At 60.1% G+C, this 16087-nt stretch carries 18 protein-coding genes; 5 read left to right on the top strand and 13 right to left on the bottom strand.

All coding sequences use genetic code 11. From position 1 onward, the window contains the following. The first annotated feature begins 5 nt into the window (after nt 1-5). Nucleotides 6-653, top strand: coding sequence for a phage holin family protein (locus tag CXK91_RS03130; protein ID WP_103455011.1), 648 nt, complete (start codon nt 6-8; stop codon nt 651-653). A gap of 58 nt (nt 654-711) precedes the next feature. Here the strand turns inward: CXK91_RS03130 and CXK91_RS03125 are convergent, their stop codons facing one another. The 4 genes from CXK91_RS03125 to CXK91_RS03110 all read right to left on the bottom strand — a co-directional run bounded on the left by CXK91_RS03125 (nt 712) and on the right by CXK91_RS03110 (nt 3884). Next, entirely contained in the window at nt 712-1479 is a 768-nt protein-coding gene (locus tag CXK91_RS03125; protein WP_103454915.1) for an SDR family oxidoreductase, read from the bottom strand. A gap of 57 nt (nt 1480-1536) precedes the next feature. Continuing rightward, nucleotides 1537-2604, bottom strand: coding sequence for a phosphotransferase family protein (locus CXK91_RS03120; RefSeq protein ID WP_103454914.1), 1068 nt, complete (start codon nt 2602-2604; stop codon nt 1537-1539). A 206-nt stretch (nt 2605-2810) separates the two neighbouring features. Next, complete coding sequence (locus tag CXK91_RS03115) at nt 2811-3125, bottom strand: SCP2 sterol-binding domain-containing protein (RefSeq protein WP_058065782.1); 315 nt, start codon at nt 3123-3125, stop codon at nt 2811-2813. A gap of 60 nt (nt 3126-3185) precedes the next feature. After that, nucleotides 3186-3884: a histidine phosphatase family protein gene (locus CXK91_RS03110; RefSeq protein WP_103454913.1), complete on the bottom strand. Its 699-nt coding sequence runs from the start codon at nt 3882-3884 to the stop codon at nt 3186-3188. Between the two features lie 179 nt (nt 3885-4063). Between CXK91_RS03110 and sohB the strand changes: the two genes are divergently transcribed. Both sohB and CXK91_RS03100 read left to right on the top strand, forming a co-directional pair. After that, complete coding sequence (gene sohB / locus CXK91_RS03105) at nt 4064-5086, top strand: protease SohB (protein WP_103454912.1); 1023 nt, start codon at nt 4064-4066, stop codon at nt 5084-5086. A gap of 14 nt (nt 5087-5100) precedes the next feature. Continuing rightward, nucleotides 5101-6093, top strand: coding sequence for a YhdH/YhfP family quinone oxidoreductase (locus CXK91_RS03100; RefSeq protein WP_103454911.1), 993 nt, complete (start codon nt 5101-5103; stop codon nt 6091-6093). A gap of 275 nt (nt 6094-6368) precedes the next feature. On the opposite strand, the gene CXK91_RS03095 is transcribed toward CXK91_RS03100, so the two are convergent. The 7 genes from CXK91_RS03095 to CXK91_RS03065 all read right to left on the bottom strand — a co-directional run bounded on the left by CXK91_RS03095 (nt 6369) and on the right by CXK91_RS03065 (nt 13253). Further along, nucleotides 6369-6869, bottom strand: a complete 501-nt coding sequence (locus CXK91_RS03095) for a DUF934 domain-containing protein (RefSeq protein WP_103454910.1) — start codon at nt 6867-6869, stop codon at nt 6369-6371. Further along, the gene (locus tag CXK91_RS03090) at nt 6853-8511 is read right to left on the bottom strand and encodes a nitrite/sulfite reductase (RefSeq protein ID WP_103454909.1); all 1659 of its coding nucleotides are present in this window, start codon (nt 8509-8511) and stop codon (nt 6853-6855) included. Before CXK91_RS03090 ends, CXK91_RS03095 begins: the two co-directional genes overlap by 17 nt. Before the next feature lie 345 nt (nt 8512-8856). Continuing rightward, complete coding sequence (locus tag CXK91_RS03085) at nt 8857-9072, bottom strand: DUF2970 domain-containing protein (protein WP_103455010.1); 216 nt, start codon at nt 9070-9072, stop codon at nt 8857-8859. 91 nt (nt 9073-9163) lie between these two features. Then, on the bottom strand, nt 9164-9613 hold the full coding sequence (locus CXK91_RS03080) for a 3-phosphoshikimate 1-carboxyvinyltransferase (protein ID WP_103454908.1): 450 nt from the start codon (nt 9611-9613) through the stop codon (nt 9164-9166). Nucleotides 9614-9639: 26 nt separating this feature from the next. Beyond that, on the bottom strand, nt 9640-10959 hold the full coding sequence (locus tag CXK91_RS03075; RefSeq protein WP_103454907.1) for a leucine-rich repeat-containing protein kinase family protein: 1320 nt from the start codon (nt 10957-10959) through the stop codon (nt 9640-9642). Nucleotides 10960-11041: 82 nt separating this feature from the next. After that, nucleotides 11042-12082: an RNA methyltransferase gene (locus tag CXK91_RS03070; protein ID WP_103454906.1), complete on the bottom strand. Its 1041-nt coding sequence runs from the start codon at nt 12080-12082 to the stop codon at nt 11042-11044. Nucleotides 12083-12104: 22 nt separating this feature from the next. After that, on the bottom strand, nt 12105-13253 hold the full coding sequence (locus CXK91_RS03065; RefSeq protein ID WP_103454905.1) for an MFS transporter: 1149 nt from the start codon (nt 13251-13253) through the stop codon (nt 12105-12107). A gap of 283 nt (nt 13254-13536) precedes the next feature. Between CXK91_RS03065 and CXK91_RS03060 the strand changes: the two genes are divergently transcribed. Further along, nucleotides 13537-13884 (top strand): DUF1883 domain-containing protein, encoded by a 348-nt coding sequence (locus tag CXK91_RS03060; protein ID WP_181003904.1) that lies wholly within the window; start codon nt 13537-13539, stop codon nt 13882-13884. Between the two features lie 39 nt (nt 13885-13923). Then, complete coding sequence (locus CXK91_RS03055; protein ID WP_103454903.1) at nt 13924-14898, top strand: DMT family transporter; 975 nt, start codon at nt 13924-13926, stop codon at nt 14896-14898. Nucleotides 14899-14912: 14 nt separating this feature from the next. On the opposite strand, the gene CXK91_RS03050 is transcribed toward CXK91_RS03055, so the two are convergent. After that, nucleotides 14913-15437 carry an AAA family ATPase gene (locus CXK91_RS03050; RefSeq protein WP_103454902.1) on the bottom strand — a complete coding sequence of 175 codons (525 nt, stop codon included), beginning with the start codon at nt 15435-15437 and terminating at the stop codon, nt 14913-14915. Further along, nucleotides 15434-15997 carry a nicotinamide riboside transporter PnuC gene (gene pnuC / locus CXK91_RS03045; protein ID WP_103454901.1) on the bottom strand — a complete coding sequence of 188 codons (564 nt, stop codon included), beginning with the start codon at nt 15995-15997 and terminating at the stop codon, nt 15434-15436. The genes CXK91_RS03050 and pnuC overlap by 4 nt, the downstream gene beginning before the upstream one ends. Nucleotides 15998-16087 lie beyond the last annotated feature (90 nt).

Genomic DNA, 16087 nt, shown 5'->3' with positions numbered 1-16087 from the left:
TGGTTATGCAATATCTCGGGCTTGCGATCGTGGTCGCGTTGTTGGCTGTGATCGTGCTGCTGGTGGCGCTGCGTATGCTGCTGGGGGGCACCTGGCTAATGGGCTGGCTGCGCGGAACCTGCGGTTTAGTGGTCCTCGCTCTTGCTGGACTAATCGCCATGGTTGGCTACGACGTCAGTACCTACACTGCGCTGCCGACCGAGAAACCGCTGGTCACCTTGAGCTTTCACGCCCAGGCACCGCAACGTTATGAAGTCAGGCTTGAGCAAGGGAACAAGACGCGTACGGCAATGCTGGAGGGGGATCTTTGGCAGCTCGATCTTCATGTGCTCCGCTGGAAAAGTCTCGCCGAGCTGATCGGCCTGGAGTCAGGTTATCGATTGGAGCGACTTTCCGGACGCTACCTCGCGGTAGAACAGCAGAGCCTGTCTCGTCATGGCCGGGTCATGTTAGGTGAGAAGCCTTTTGGTGTGGATATCTGGCAGTCGCTACAACTAGGGCAGCACGACATGCACTTCTTTGAGGGGCAGGTTCTACGTGTCGACTACATGCCAATTGCCGATGGCGCCGTTTACGCGGTCGACCTCGCACCTACGGGACTGCTGGCCAGACCGTTGAATGCCGCGGCCACCGAGGCGTTGAAGAATTGGTAGATGTGAGTACATAAAGAAAGGGAGCCATGTAGCTCCCTTTTGTTTTGCGGCGGGTTAATCAGGCCAGATAACCGCCGTCAACGTTCAGCGACACACCCGTGGTGTAGCTCGAGGCATCGCTGGCCAGATAGAGCACGGCACCGGCCATCTCGCTCGGTTGGGCAACGCGGCTCAGGGGAATGTGCTGCAGCGCCATCTCTAGGATGGACTCGTTTTTGACCAGCGCCGAGGCGAACTTGGTATCGGTCAGGCCCGGAAGCAGTGCATTGCAGCGAATGCCGAACTGCGCGCATTCCTTCGCAAAGGCCTTGGTCATATTGATCACGGCACTTTTGGTGATCGAGTAGATGCCCTGGAAGTTGCCCGGCGTTACGCCGTTTATCGAGGCGACGTTGATGATGCTGCCGCCACCATTTTCGCGCATCAGCTTGCCAGCCTCGACGGACATGTAGAAGTAGCCGCGGATGTTAACGTCGACCGTCTTCTGGAATGCCGAGACGTCCGTATCGAGGATGTGGCAAAACTGTGGATTGGTTGCGGCGTTGTTGACCAGAATATCGAGGCGGCCGAACTGCTCTCGGATCTGAGCGAATACCGCCTGGATCTGCTCCATCTCACCGATGTGACAGGCAACTGGTGTGGCCTTTCCCCCGGCGGCGACGATTGCGTCGGCTACTGCCTGACATCCTTCAATCTTGCGGCTGGACACGATTACATGGGCGCCTTGCTGGGCGAGCAGCTTGGCGATCGCTTCGCCGATACCGCGGCTGGCTCCGGAAACGAAAGCAATCTTGCCGTCTAGGTCGAACAGAGTTGTCTTGGACATGGTCGTTCCTCTTTTCTTATTCGTTCCCGCGGCGGGCCGCGGGGGTTTGGTTTGGATTCAGAGCTTCGATTGCCCGATCACTTGCAGTGCCCTTTGTTCAAGAAGCTTGTTCATGTGGATGAACGAGGCAAAACGTTTGTCCTGGGTCTGGCCGTGATAGAAGCGGTAGTAAATCTGCTGGACGATTCCGGCCAGGCGAAACAGGCCATAGGTGTAGTAGAAATCAATGCAGGGAATTTCGATGCCGGCTCGCTGCGCGTAGTAGTCGACGAAGCCGTGCCGTGTGTGTATGCCGGGCAGATGGCTTGGTTGCCGGCGCATTGCCTGCATCGGCTCAGGGTCATCGGCTTCGATCCAGTAGGCCAGCGTATTACCCAGATCCATCAGCGGATCGCCGATGGTGGTCATCTCCCAGTCCAGTACGCCGATGATTTCCATCGGATTGTCCGGATTGAGAATGACGTTGTCGAAGCGATAGTCGTTATGAATGATCCCGGGTTTGGGATGATCGGCCGGCATCTTGTCTTTCAACCAGGCTTTGACCGCCTCCCAAGCGGGCGCATCGGGGGTGATTGCGCGCTCGTAGCGCTCGCTCCAGCCTTCGATCTGGCGCTTCACATAGCCTTCGGGCTTGCCTAGATCACCGAGGCCACAGGCTTGGTAATCAACGTTATGCAGGTCGACGAACTTGTCGATGAAGCTCTCGCAGAGGGCGCGGGTCTGAGCTTCGTCAAAGTTCAGCTCTGGCGGCAGTTCGGAGCGCAGGATGATTCCATTGACGCGCTCCATGACGTAGAACTCGGCACCTATCACCGACTCGTCGGTGCAGTACACGTAGGCTTTCGGGCAATAGGGAAAACCATCGTTGAGCTGGTTGATGATGCGAAATTCACGGCCCATGTCGTGGGCGGATTTCGCTTTGTGTCCAAAGGGAGGGCGGCGTAACACCAGATCGATGTTGGGGTATTGCAGCAGGTAGGTCAGATTCGAGGCACCGCCGGGAAACTGGGCAATCTGCGGAGTACCTTCCAGGCCAGGGATATGCGCCTTTAGGTATTGGTCGATGACCTCGACGGGCAGCTCCTCACCTTCGCGGACGCGGGTTGTTTGATCTGTAAGCGCCATTGTTATCCCTTCTGCTTATGTTCGGTGCCCAAGATGATTCAGTAATCTAATGCTGCAGTTGCCCCAGACCAAGCGATGCTCGCTGTTATTGGTCGGAGTGTTGCCTGTCAATCAAGCTCCCTGATTCGACCGCTACGGATCGCCGGCATAAAAAAACCGAAGTCATGGACTTCGGTTTCTTTGTGCCGCAGCGGTTGGCTCTAGCCTCAGGCTGGGAACAGTTCGCTGAGCTTCATGGCAAGCATCATGTCGCCTTCGGCGCGCAGCTTGCCGCCCATGAAGGCTTGCATGCCGTCGGTTTCACCGCTGACGATGCCCTGCATGGTTTCGCTGTCCATGATCAGGGTGACGTTAGCGTCGCTGGAGTCGCCCTGCTGCAGATCGCAGGTGCCATCCTTGACGACCAGGTAGTAGTTCTCGGCGTCGGTAATGTTGAACTGGAAGACCAGGTCCAGGCCTGCAGCGGCGCTGGGGTTGAACTTCGACTGCATGCCTTTGAAAGTCTCGGCGACGTTGCTCATGAGGGTTTCCTTTTTTGGTCGTTATGGGTACACGCAGCTTTTGGCCGCTTGGGGCTGGGCTCATCTATGGGTGACGAGCTCCGGATTTTTCAAGAGTTGCAAGTGCGCATGACTGTTGAAGGAGGCCAACGCGACATCGCGGTCACGAAACTTCAACAGGCTGAGCGATGTGTTGACTATCTGCCAGTTCATTTCGAATGCCTTGACTGGCGGCACGCCAATGATCAGTTGCAGTAGCGCGGTAATAGTTCCACCGGACGTGAAGATGGCCACGTGGTCGCGCTTGCCGGCTGCATCGAGCACACGCTCCAGGCCGCCCCGGACTCGATCAAGGAAGGACTGCCAGCTTTCCAGTTCTTCCTTCTCATGTTCGCCGGATATCCAGCGATGCACGACATGGGTGAACAGCCGCTGAAAATCAGCACGGTGATTGGCGGCATTGCGCAAGATATGCATCGCGTTCGGTTCGACTTTGAGCAGGTCGGGTAGATGAGCGCGGATTACGGCATCGGCATGAAATTCATTGAAGGCCGCGTCGATTTCGAGTTCGGCCTGAGTACCTAGTCTCGCCATTGTGGTACGGGCGGTATCTTGTTGACGGTCGAGTTCGCCACTCAAGCATCGGTCGAAGCGCACATCAAGTTGCGCCAGGTAATCACCCAGCGCTTCGGACTGGCGATACCCCAGGGGGGAGAGCACATCGTAGTTTTCTGCGCCGAAAGACGCCTGACCATGTCTGATCAGGTAGATACTGCCCATGCTGCTGCTCCGGCCGGCACTGTTTTTCGCGAGGGTAGGGACATCGTCCGGGAGTGTCAACGATAATTCGAACGTTTGTTTGAATCGTGTCTGCTGGCTCAGCCCAAGGCCCGTCGGTATGCTGGCAGTGTGGCGTGGAGGGGATACTCTCGGCGACCGAAAATCATCTAGGGGGATACGTGGAATTTCTTGTCGACTACGCCAGCTTCCTGGCCAAGACCGTCACGCTGGTTGTGGCGTTCGTGATCATGCTCATCGCGCTCGCATCGATGCGGCGCGGGCGCAGCAAGCAAAGCAGCGGGCACCTCGAGGTGCACAAGCTGAACGACTTTTACAAATCCATGCGCGAGCGTCTGGAGCAGGCGGTGCTGGAAAAGGACGCTTTCAAGGCTTTGCGCAAGCGTGAAGCCAAGGCGGCCAAGCTGGCCAAGAAGCCTGAGACGCCAGCTCGGGTCTTCGTTCTGGACTTCGACGGTGACATACGGGCCTCGGCGGTAGATAACCTGCGTCACGAAATTACCGCACTTTTGACCATAGCGACCCCGCAGGACGAGGTAGTGCTGCGTTTGGAAAGCGGTGGTGGCATGGTGCATGGCTACGGACTCGCCGCATCGCAGCTGGTGCGTATCCGGGATGCCGGCGTGCCGCTGACCGTTTGTGTCGACAAGGTCGCCGCCAGTGGCGGATATATGATGGCGTGTATTGGCAACCGGATTCTAACCGCCCCGTTTGCCATCCTCGGCTCCATTGGCGTCGTGGCCCAGCTACCCAATGTGCATCGGCTGCTGAAAAAGCATGATGTGGACTTTGAAGTGCTCACGGCAGGGGAGTACAAGCGCACCCTGACCGTGTTTGGCGAGAACACCGAGAAGGGCCGCGAGAAGTTCCAGGAAGATCTGGAAACGACCCACGAGCTGTTCAAGAACTTCGTGGCACGCTACAGGCAGAGCCTGTCGATAGATGATGTGGCAACGGGTGAGGTATGGCTCGGCATCGCCGCGCTTGGCAAGCATTTGGCGGACGAGCTCAAGACCAGTGATCAGTATCTCGCCGAGCGGGCGCAAGAGGCGGAATTGTTCCAGCTGCATTATCTCCAGAAGAAGAGTCTACCCGAGCGCTTCGGCATGGCGGCCAGCACGGTAATGGAGCACGGCTTGCTGAAAGGCTGGAGCCGGCTGAACGAACAACGTTTTTGGCAATGACAAGGGGAACCGCGATGAGCAGCTTCAAGGCATTACAAGTCAGCGAGGTGGCCGATGGTCGTTTCGAAACCAGCATCGTCGAACGCACTACCGACGAACTGCCAGCCGGTGAGGTGCTCATCCGGGTGCGTTATTCCTCGCTGAACTTTAAGGACGCGCTGTCCGCGAGCGGCAATCGTGGTGTTACCCGGTCTTTTCCGCATACGCCAGGGATCGACGCTGCAGGCATTGTGGTTTCTTCCAGCGTGAGTGAGTTCACCGAGGGCGATGAAGTGATCGTCACGGGCTACGACCTAGGCATGAACACCGCCGGTGGCTTCGGTCAGTACATCCGCGTTCCGGCGGCCTGGGTAATCAAACGGCCCCAGGGTCTGTCGCTTCGCGAAGCCATGATCCTCGGTACTGCCGGGCTGACGGCGGCACTCTGTGTCGACAAACTGGAGCGGGCCGGTCTCGAGCCCCGTGACGCGCCCGTGCTGGTGACGGGTGCCACCGGTGGTGTTGGCAGCATTGCGGTGGCGTTGCTGGCGAGCCTCGGTTACAAGGTGGCGGCGGTGACAGGCAAGGCCGATCAAGCGGACTTTCTCACTCGCCTGGGCGCAAGCCAGATTGTCGAGCGTTCCGCATTGCAGGCCGGTGTGGAAAAGGCGCTGCTCAAGGAGCAATGGGGCGGGGCGGTAGATACCGTCGGCGGCGATATCCTCTTCAATGTAGTCAAATCATTGCAGCGAGGCGCCAGCGTAGCCTGTTGCGGCCTCACTGCCGGTACGCAGTTCCAGGCCAGCGTGCTGCCTTTCATTCTGCGCGGGGTCAATCTGTTGGGCGTGGACTCGGTGGAGATTCCGCTGGTGGTCAAGGCGTCCATGTGGGACAAGCTCTCGCTGCAGTGGAAATTGGCCAACCTTGATGAGCTTTCTCACGAGATCGGTCTTGAGCAGCTGCCCGAGGCTATCGAGCGCATTCTGGCCGGTGGGCAGGTGGGACGTGTATTGGTTCGTGTCGATTGAATGCAGTTGCGTTTGATGAACGCTTTATTGGCGCGATAGCGGCAATGAATTTCCTTGAAGGCAGTGTTTGGCGGACTCTAGTGCCACGTCCGATCGTAACCAAGGAAATCGCTAATGAAGAAGCTCGCCGAGAAAATCAAACAGATCGCGTCCAGCAAGAAGGCCGCGGTGGTTACCGCCCCTATCGAGCATCCTAACTTCTGGATGTATCAATGAAACAATGAAAAGCCCGCCGATAGGCGGGCTTTTCATTACTGGCTTAGGTCAGGCAAATATCAACCCTGGCGGCGGCGGAACAGCGGTCGATCGTCATCAGCCGCGGCCTGGTACGTGACCGAAAAGTCTTTCAGGCCTTCCAGAGCTTCGACCGGATCACGATCGGCACGAATGGCGAATGCGTCGAAGCCACATCGACGCATGTAGAACAGCTGGTCGCGCAGCACATCGCCAATGGCGCGAATTTCGCCCTTGTAGCCATAGCGCTCACGCAGCAGGCGGGCACTGGAATAGTGGCGTCCATCGGTGAAGCTCGGGAAATTCAGGGCAATGACCTGGAAGTGGGCCAGGTCGTCAGCGATATCTTCGATCTGCTCATGGGCATCGAGCCAAACCCCGAGGCCTCCGTCGCGGGCTTTCAGTGCGTGGGCATGGTCGAGCCAGAGGTGTAGCGGAACGATCAGGTCGTCGCTGTTGCACAGGTCGTCAAGCGTCTGTTCCTTGGGCAACAGATGCCAGGTTTCATCGACCAGTTGATCATTCTTAATGATTCGCTGCATAGACGCGCTCCTTGAAGGGATCAATGCCGATGCGGCGGAAAGTGTCGAGGAACTGTTCATCTTCGGTACGCTGCTCCACGTAAACGTTGATGATCTTTTCGATTACATCGGGCATCGAGTCCTGCGCGAAGGATGGGCCGAGGATCTGGCCGAGGCTCGCATCACGGCCCGAACTGCCGCCCAAGGACACCTGATAGAACTCAGCACCTTTCTTGTCTACGCCCAGAATGCCGATATGGCCGACATGGTGGTGACCACAGGCGTTCATGCAGCCTGAGATGTTCAGGTCGATGTTGCCCAAGTCGAACAGGTAATCGAGGTTGTCGAAGCGACGCTGGATGGACTCGGCGATCGGGATCGACTTGGCGTTGGCCAGCGAACAGAAATCGCCGCCCGGGCAGCAGATGATGTCTGTCAGCAGACCAATGTTCGGCGTGGCCAGGCCCAGTTCACGCAGCTCGTGCCAGAGTTCGAACAGTTTGGCCTGCTCGACATCGGCCAGAATCATGTTCTGCTCATGGGAGTTGCGCACCTCGCCGAAGCTGTAGCGATCGGCCAGATCGGCGATGGCATCGAGCTGCTTGTCGGTGACGTCGCCGGGTGCCACGCCGGTGCTCTTCAGCGAGAGGGTGACTGCCGCGTAGCCGGGCTTCTTGTGTGCGACCACGTTGCGCTGGCGCCAGCGGGCGAAGCCCGGATGCTCGGAACCCAGCTGGGCGAGGGCGGCGTCCTGGTCTTCCAGGGCTTTGTACTCCGGATCGACGAAGAACTTGCTGACACGCTGAACTTCGGACTCGGTCAAAGTCGTCGGGCCGTCTTTCAGGTGCGCCCATTCGGCATCGACGCGCTCGGCGAATACTTCCGGCGTGAGCGCCTTGACCAGGATCTTGATGCGTGCCTTGAACTTGTTGTCACGACGGCCATAGCGGTTGTAGACCCGCAGGATGGCGTCGAGATAGCTCAACAGATGCTGCCAAGGCAGAAATTCGTTGATGAAGCTACCGACGATCGGGGTCCGGCCGAGGCCGCCGCCAACCGACACTCGGAAGCCGAATTCGCCCGCTTCGTTCTGAACCGCTTCCAAGCCGATATCGTGCACTTCGATGGCTGCGCGGTCGCTGACCGCACCGTTGACGGCGATCTTGAACTTGCGCGGCAGAAAGGCGAATTCAGGGTGGAAGGTCGACCACTGGCGGATGATCTCGCACCATGGCCGTGGATCGATCAGCTCGTCCTTGGCGACACCGGCGAACTGGTCGGTGGTGGTGTTGCGGATGCAGTTGCCGCTGGTCTGGATGGCGTGCATCTGGACGGTGGCCAGCTCGGCGAGAATCTCCGGTACGTCTTCGAGTTCAGGCCAGTTGAACTGCACGTTAGTCCGGGTACTGATATGCGCATAGCCCTTGTCGTAGTGACGTGCGATCTCGGCCAGCTTGCGTACCTGGGTGGACGAAAGCAGGCCGTAAGGCACGGCGACGCGGAGCATGGGCGCGTAGCGCTGGATGTATAGGCCATTCTGCAGACGCAGTGGGCGGAATTCCTCATCAGCGAGCTCGCCGGCCAGAAAGCGGCGGGTCTGGTCGCGGAACTGCCGGACCCGATCCTCGATGATGTGTTGGTCGTACTGATCGTAAACGTACATATCTGTCCTGTTCTCAGGCTGTCTACAGCTTTCGCGCGCACGGCCGCGCACCCATTTAGGGAGGGCGGCACGATACCAGCTCGTGGTTATGCGCAAAAGTGATGTTTGGGAATATGTTTAGAACTAAACCAAGCGAAATGGACTTATGACGCGCCAGCCTTGAGCAACTCCGATCCGTGGTCTTAACTGCCTGAAACAGCTGTCGATATCATCGAGTTGCTAAAGGAGAAGGTCCGTGAGAACTGAACAGCGCGACAGTGTGGTGGATGCAGCGGCGATCTTCAGTCTGATCATGCTCGCAGTGGGCACTGCAATATTCTGGGTTAGCCACCAATAGGCGGTAGCTCAGCTCCCAACCAGGTAGAGCACCAGTTTTACCAGTCCCAGGATGGTCAGCACGAACAGCAGGGTAAAGCCCACGCCAAGAATGATGAAGTGGCTGGGTTTGCCGTGGCTGAAATCCCTCGTGCGATTCTTCCCGCTCTGCACCCCCAGCGCCGCGGACAGCACGCTGCCAAGCATTTCTCGAAGCGTCAGGCTCTTTTCCTGTTCGTCTTTTATAGGTGTCTCGGACATGGCGGCCTCGGATCACGGTTTCACCGAAGTCTAGCTGAGCGATCCATTCTCGCCTCGCCTTCGCGGCGGGTTCTGCTTAGAAGCTCTCTTTGAACCAGTCCCAGAGCCCCAGGGAGAATCCCGGGAAAAGATTGATACCCAGCGCGGATTTGAGCAGGTACAGGATCACCAGACCGACCAACGCTGAGAACAATAGGAACAAGGTGGCCAGTGCAGCCTTGGCCATCAGCGAAAGATTCTGCTGCGGGCGCGTCAGGTTTCGCTTGTTTCGCCCGGCGACGATCGCGAAGTAATAGCGGTCGCGCCAAAACCGTACCGTGCCGCGCAGATCGACTCGGTGTTTGACCCACGAACGCGCGCCGAATACGCCACGCAGGGCGTCGAGCTGTTCTTCGCTGAAAGAATCACGCAGGTGCTCGGGCAGCCGCTGCTTCAGGCCCCGGATAAACGGGTCTTGGTCTACCGGCGTATTTGAATAGGGCTTGGGGTAGGGTGTGCGTTCGTCGTCTGCATCGGGTGAGGTCATTTCGGGAGTCGCTCCGGTAAGGCGCGTCAGAGCGCGGCGAGAGTGGTGTGCATTTGGCTGAAGTCTGGCCGGCGTTCTGGTTGCCCGCTCAAGCATTGATTCTGTAGTTCGACCAGACGGTGCCGACGGGGGTCGTCATCCTGGCCCGGACAGCGTTGCAGCAACTCCTCCAGCAGGCAACCGAAGGCGCGCGACTCTATGCGCTTCAGGGCTTGGCCAGTGATGCCGTCGGGCTCGAAGAACGACGCAGCGCCGAAATCGCTGAGCAGGCAATAGCCGTTTGGGTCGACCAGCAGGTTATGCGCATACAGGTCGCCATGCAGGATGCCTCGTTGATGCAAATGAGCTACCGCCGACACGGCGCCTCGAGCGATGCGCAGCACCTGCTCCAAGCTAAAGGTTTTATCTTCGGCATAGCAGTCGCGCGTGCAACTGGTCAGCGACGGCGGGCCGGCCAGCGGCTTGAATGTTGGGTCGACCAGGTCCATCAGCAATCCGGGCGTCTGTTTCGGGTGCTGTTGTGTCAGCGGGCCGGCGACATCGATCAGGTTGGCATGTGCGCCGGCAGCCACGCAGGCGGCCATCTCGCTATGGGGCAGGCCATCGCTGGTGACGTGGCCCTTGAACAGCTTGGCGGCCATCTGTTTCGGCGCTTGGCCAGTCGGCTGCCACTCGGCGCGGTAAATGATGCCGGATGCGCCTTGGCCCAGTTGGTCGTGCAGAACGACCTGCTCGCGCGGGATCGAGGGCAGCGAATGACGAGCGAGGCTCATCGCTTCGTTGGCGTCGCTGATGGGGTTGCCGGCAGCGGCCAGCCAGCTGAGTCGTGGCAGCGCGAGCAACCAGTCGGGCAGCGCTTGCAGATGATTCGCGGCGATGCGCAACAATTCGAGGTTGATGCAATTTGCCAGCGTTTCCGGCAGCGAGGGCAGCTGGTTTCCAGCGAGCATCAGCTTCTGCAGGCGTTGGCAATTTCCGATCTCTCCGGGCAACGCTTGGAGCTGATTGTCGGTGAGAATCAGCCAGCGCAACGCAGCCGGCAGCGCCGCGGCGGGCAGGTGGCGGATCTGGTTGGCCTTGAAGCCGATCATCTCCAGCTGCTCGCATTCGCCGAGGCACTCGGGTACTTCGGTGAATGGATTGTCGGAGCAGAACAGGATGCGCAGCTTGCGCAGGCGGGACAGGTCCGCAGGCAGGGCCTGGAGCCGATTGCCTGATAGGTTCAGCACCTCCAGCGTATCGGCAAGGCCAAAGATCGCCTCGGGGAAGGTCAGCAAGTCGGCCGAGAGATCAAGGCGGCGGATTCCGGCCAGCTCACCACGTTCCAGTTGTTCCAATGTATGCATGCGGCTTTGTGCTTTCCTTGCTGAGAGGGATGGTGTTGGCAACAGGGGTATTGCGCTGGGACAGTGACAGGGTCTTTCGGGTTCAGGCCCCGCGGTCAACGCGTCGCTTGCGATCGAGCACCTGTTCGGCTCTTGCGCGGAGCTGGCCGCAACCACCTTCGATGTCCTGGCCGGCCGAGTTGCGTACCTTGGTCAAAACGCCTCGGCTGTGCAGGTAACGCACGATCTGCACGATACGCTCGCCATCGGGCCGCTGGTATTCGTCATCTTCCAGGCTGTTGTAGGGGATCAGATTCATCACTGCGTATTTGCCCTTGAGCAAACGCAGGATGCCATCCATTTCATCCTGGTTGTCGTTGATGCCCTTTAGCAGAGTCCACTGGTACTGGATCGGGAAGCCGGTTGTGCGGGCATAGGCCTCGCCGAGATCGACCAGTTCGTCGGGCGTGATCTGCGGCGCCCGCGGCAGCAAGGCCTGACGCAACGCCGCATCGGTACTGTGCAGCGACAGGGCCAGCGCCGGTTTGACCCGCTGCTGCGGCAGGCGCTCGAACACGCGCATATCGCCGACGGTGGAAAACACCAGATTCTTGTGGCCGATGCCGCCGTCGGTACCGAGCAGGTCGATAGCCTCGAGGACGTTGTCGAGATTGTGAGCGGGCTCACCCATGCCCATGAATACCACCTTCTTGACTGGGCGGAAGCGTCGGGCCAGGGCGACCTGGGCGACGATTTCGGCGCTGCCCAGCTGACGTAGCAGGCCGCTCTTGCCGGTCATGCAGAACACGCAGCCCACCGCGCAGCCGACCTGGCTGGAAACGCACAGGCCGTCACGCGGTAGCAGCACGCTTTCCACCATCTGTCCGTCGGCCAGCTCCACCAGCAGGCGTGCCGAGCCGTCGGCCGCTGGGTGTTCGGAACGCAGCTTTGCCAGACCATCGAGTTCCGCGTTCAATGCCGGCAGGCCTTCGCGCACGCTCAGCGGCAGGAAGTCCTCGGCCTGCTGCTGGCGCCGGCCGACATCGAGCGGCAGACCTTTGAGCCAGGCACGGGTCATTCGCCCGATATGACGGGGCTTGGCGCCGATGTCGGCGAGGCGTTGCTGCAGGTCTGGGATTCGCATAGGGCGCGCATTCTATCCGGGGTCACGCGGTGAAGCGACGACAGAACGGCACGATGCCGACCAGCAGGACGGCGAGCAGCGCGAAGGCCATGCCCAGCGAGCTGAAATGCGCGACCACGCCCATCATGGCCGGGCCGGCGAGGACCCCGGCGAAACCAATGGTGGTCGCCACGGTGACGGCCAGTTGGACTGGCATCCCGTCCTGCCGACTCAAGGACGAAATCAGCACCGGCGAGACGTTTGCGCATCCCAGCCCGCACAGGCCGTAGCCAACGAGTGCAACGGCCCAATGCTCGGCGGCCAGGCTCAGACCGATGCCGAATGCCGCGAGCAACCCGCCGAAGGCGATGACTCGGGCCGTGCCGAGCGCAGTGACCAGCGGGCCGCCAGCAAAGCGCGCGATGGTCACCATGAGGGCGAAGGCTGCATAACCCAGGCCGCCTTTGGCTACTTCCAGACCTTTCTCCCCGGTGAGGTAGAGCGCGCTCCAGTCCAGTACCGCGCCTTCGGCCAGATACACGACGAAGCACATCAGCCCCACCAGCAGCACTACGCCGGTCGGGCGCACGAAGGCAATACCGCCGCCCGGCGCGCGATTCGGCAGAAAGCCGCGGGCGAGGCCGAGATTCGCCGCAACGATCAGGCCGATCATCAGAAAGCTGCCTATCTCCGGCGCCAGGCCGAGGGTCAGCAAACCCGTGAGCATCAGTGCGCCGCTGATGGCGCCGAGGCTGTACATGCCGTGGAAGTTCGACATCAGCCGGCGGCCGACCGCGGTTTCCACCAGCACCGCCTGAATGTTCATGATCACGTCGATGACGCCTAGGCTACCGCCGAAGCAGAACAGTGCAAGGGCCAGCAGCCACATCGAGTCGGACAGCGCCATGCCGGCCAGAGCCAACGCCAGCAGTACGACGCTGCACAGCTGCACCGGGCGGATGCCCCAGCGGCTCACCAGTACGCCGGACAGTGGCATCCAGGTCAGCGAACCGACGCCGATGCAGAGCAGCAAAAGGCCGAACACTGCATCGGTCATCTCGATGCGTTCGCGTACATAGGGCACCAGCGGCGCCCAGACGGACAGGCCGAAGCCGGCCATAAAAAAACCGCAACGGGTTGCGTTGCGCACGATAGGGGCGTCGATCTGAACGGTGTTACGGACCGCAAGCATGGGCGGCATTCCTCGATGAACTGGGTTGGCGATGGGTTGAGTGCGCGGCGAGCCGCGTTTCACCACAGGGCCAGCAATCCGGTATCGAAGAGAAACAGCAGTCGGCTTCCCGCGGGCAGGCTTGAAGAGCAGGGGAGTGACGTGCTGAGCATGGAAATAGGCAGTTGTCAGATAGGTGGATAGAGGATACACAACCCCGGCTACGGAACAACCCGCTCGCAGGCGCGCACGATAGGGGGAGCGTTCAACGCTGTTCACAACCCAGCCGATTCTAAGGGTGTGCATGCTATCGTTAGCCGCTTTGCCGCCATGTGCGCTGTCGGAGCAGTCGATGAAATACATACACCAGCGCGAGCACCTCAACGAGGACGATATCGTCGTCATCGAATGCTCGCAGACCTGCAATATCCGCCTGATGAACGATGCGAATTTCCGCAGTTTCAAGAATGGCGGCCGCCACACCTACCATGGTGGAGCGTTCGATACGTTCCCGGCGAAGATCGTGGTTCCGAGTACCGGTTTCTGGAACATCACCATCGATACGGTCACCCGACGCCCGATCAGCGTTACGCGTAAACCGAACCTCAGCCACTCTATCAAGGTCATTCGACGGTCCCCCTCGCGTCTGTAATCGTCAATGGGCGCGGGGCAACGAACAGGGAGCGACCTTTTGAACCGCAGCCAACGTCCTTACGTCATCAACGCCAGTCTGAGCAACCACTCGCCGGAGACGCGCATGAGCGATAGCCGCGACGGAACCACCCGTGCGCATCTAGGCATGCTGCTCTGGGCTCTTTTCGTGGGGTTGTCCTTCCCGGCGGTGGGTTTTCTGAGCGAAGGGCTGCCGCCGCTGCTATTGACTGCCATGCGTTTCAGCATCGCCGCATTGGTCCTGGCGCCGCTGGCCTGGAGTCAGAGCGACGGGCGACCGGGTTGGCGTACCTTGCTGCTTTATGCCGCCATGGGGCTATGCCTGGCGGGCTTTTTCGGCACCATGTTCTGGGCTGCGCACCGGGTCAGTGCACTGTCCATGGCGACGCTGTTCGTCAGCGTACCGCTGTTGGCTTACGGCTTGGGGCGCGGGCTTGGCGTCGAGCAACCTGCCGGTCGTCTGCTGGCCGTACTGGCGCTTGGTGCGAGTGGGGCTCTCGGCCTGGCATGGGCCGAGAATGGTGGCGATTTCTCCGGCATGCAGTTGGGCCTCGGCGAGTTGGGATTCTTCTTCGGCTGTGTCGCTTCGGCGTTGTACCCGGTGCTCAGCAAGTGGGGGCTGGCGAATGGCGTGCTGCCTCGGCAGGCAGGATTGCGCACTTTCTGGAGCTTGATCGCAGGTGCGTTTCTGATCGGTCTGATGGGCCTGCTCTGGGAGAGCCCGGTGACGTTGCTGCGGATGAATCTGCTGGATTTGCTGCTTGTGATCTACCTTGGCGTGTTCTCCAGCGCGATGACCTTTTTCCTGCAGCAGCGCGCGACCGCCGTTCTCAGCCCCGGTGCGGTCACGGCGTACAGCTACCTGGTGCCTTTCGTCTCGATGCTGCTGCTGTTCTTCGATCAGCCGGCTCGGATGGGCGTGCACTGGTTGCCCGGCAGTCTGCTGGTCGTGGTTGCCATCGGCCTGCTATTGCGGCGCGATCGCCAGCCATAGGGCTCTGCAGCCACTCATTCGTCCAGCAATGCGCGGGTATGGGCGATTGCCTGACGCTCTCGCTCGGTCCAGTTACCGCTGATTTCGACGAAGTGCTGCTCCTGCTGCGCCAGCCAGCTGCGGCAGGCCTCGAAGAAGCCTGTTCGGTCGCTGAGATCGGGCTGGCAGCGCTGACCGTCCGCATGCCACTCGGCACCCTCGGGCGAGAGCAGCAGATGCTGGTGGTAATCCCGCGCCAGCAGCTCATCCTCGAGCCAGGTGGGGCAATCGCCGAACAGTGTGCGGCTCCAGAGCATGTTGCTCAGCAGATGTGTGTCTAGGATCAACAGGTGCGGCGCTCGAACGCGCTCCGCATCTTCCCAAGCCAACTGGCCGCGAGCGATTTCGGGAATGTCGGACAGGGTGGTGTCACGTTGTGTCTGCTCGATGTAATGGCGTACGTATTCGCCAACCAACGCGCCGCCGAACCTACGCAGTAGCCGCTCGGCGAGCCAGCTTTTGCCGGTGGACTCCGGGCCGGTAAGCACCAACACTTTCATCGTGCCGGCGCCAACGTCATGCGCCATTCCCGCAACCCCATTACCGCGAGCCCGGTGAACAGCGCGTAGAGGCCGGCCGTCAGCCAGTAGCCCTGATAGCTGAAGAAGGCGACGAACAGCACATCCACAACTATCCACAGCGCCCAGCACTGCAGCCGTTTGAGTGCCATCCAGAGTTGTGCGAGCAGGCTGAAGGCGGTAAGCCCGGCGTCAAACCAGGGAAAAGCGGCTTCGGTGAAACTCGCCATGGCGCTGCCGAGCAGCAGGCTACCAAGCGCGGCGATGGATATGCCTATCGCCAGTTCGCGTGAGCTGGCTCGGGTCACGGGCCGGCCCCGCTCGCCCACAGCGCCTCGCGTCCAGGCCCACCAGCCGTAAAGCTGCATCGCAGCGAAAACGCTGTGCAACAACACCTGCGAATACAGCCTGGCGTCGAAGAAGAACCATCCGTACAACGACACCATGCCCAGCCCGATGGGCCAGCACCAGGGGTTCTGGCGCACCGTCAGCCATACGGCGATCACGCCTAACAGCGAGGCGATCAGTTCGAGAGACGACATGGTGTGCAACCGGCTTTGCAAAAGAGGGGCGCGATCATAGCGGACGTCTCCGCCGATGGCTGCATGTTGTGAGGTGCGTCCGGATTGAAC

This window comes from Stutzerimonas stutzeri (genome assembly GCF_002909485.1).
Classification (GTDB): Bacteria; Pseudomonadota; Gammaproteobacteria; order Pseudomonadales; family Pseudomonadaceae; genus Stutzerimonas; species Stutzerimonas stutzeri_AH.
This window is presented reverse-complemented; position numbering and strand designations above follow the sequence as displayed.

What these genes read in the sequence shown, in the direction of transcription:
- CXK91_RS03070 (WP_103454906.1), bottom strand. Translation starts at nt 12,082, where the DNA reads ATGCGAATCCCAGACCTGCAGCAACGCCTCGCCGACATCGGCGCCAAG.
- CXK91_RS03065 (WP_103454905.1), bottom strand. Translation starts at nt 13,253, where the DNA reads ATGCTTGCGGTCCGTAACACCGTTCAGATCGACGCCCCTATCGTGCGC.
- CXK91_RS03125 (WP_103454915.1), bottom strand. Translation starts at nt 1,479, where the DNA reads ATGTCCAAGACAACTCTGTTCGACCTAGACGGCAAGATTGCTTTCGTT.
- CXK91_RS03115 (WP_058065782.1), bottom strand. Translation starts at nt 3,125, where the DNA reads ATGAGCAACGTCGCCGAGACTTTCAAAGGCATGCAGTCGAAGTTCAAC.
- CXK91_RS03080 (WP_103454908.1), bottom strand. Translation starts at nt 9,613, where the DNA reads ATGACCTCACCCGATGCAGACGACGAACGCACACCCTACCCCAAGCCC.
- CXK91_RS03100 (WP_103454911.1), top strand. Translation starts at nt 5,101, where the DNA reads ATGAGCAGCTTCAAGGCATTACAAGTCAGCGAGGTGGCCGATGGTCGT.
- CXK91_RS03120 (WP_103454914.1), bottom strand. Translation starts at nt 2,604, where the DNA reads ATGGCGCTTACAGATCAAACAACCCGCGTCCGCGAAGGTGAGGAGCTG.
- CXK91_RS03050 (WP_103454902.1), bottom strand. Translation starts at nt 15,437, where the DNA reads ATGAAAGTGTTGGTGCTTACCGGCCCGGAGTCCACCGGCAAAAGCTGG.
- CXK91_RS03110 (WP_103454913.1), bottom strand. Translation starts at nt 3,884, where the DNA reads ATGGGCAGTATCTACCTGATCAGACATGGTCAGGCGTCTTTCGGCGCA.
- CXK91_RS03075 (WP_103454907.1), bottom strand. Translation starts at nt 10,959, where the DNA reads ATGCATACATTGGAACAACTGGAACGTGGTGAGCTGGCCGGAATCCGC.
- CXK91_RS03130 (WP_103455011.1), top strand. Translation starts at nt 6, where the DNA reads ATGCAATATCTCGGGCTTGCGATCGTGGTCGCGTTGTTGGCTGTGATC.
- pnuC (WP_103454901.1), bottom strand. Translation starts at nt 15,997, where the DNA reads ATGTCGTCTCTCGAACTGATCGCCTCGCTGTTAGGCGTGATCGCCGTA.
- CXK91_RS03090 (WP_103454909.1), bottom strand. Translation starts at nt 8,511, where the DNA reads ATGTACGTTTACGATCAGTACGACCAACACATCATCGAGGATCGGGTC.
- CXK91_RS03095 (WP_103454910.1), bottom strand. Translation starts at nt 6,869, where the DNA reads ATGCAGCGAATCATTAAGAATGATCAACTGGTCGATGAAACCTGGCAT.
- CXK91_RS03060 (WP_181003904.1), top strand. Translation starts at nt 13,537, where the DNA reads ATGCTATCGTTAGCCGCTTTGCCGCCATGTGCGCTGTCGGAGCAGTCG.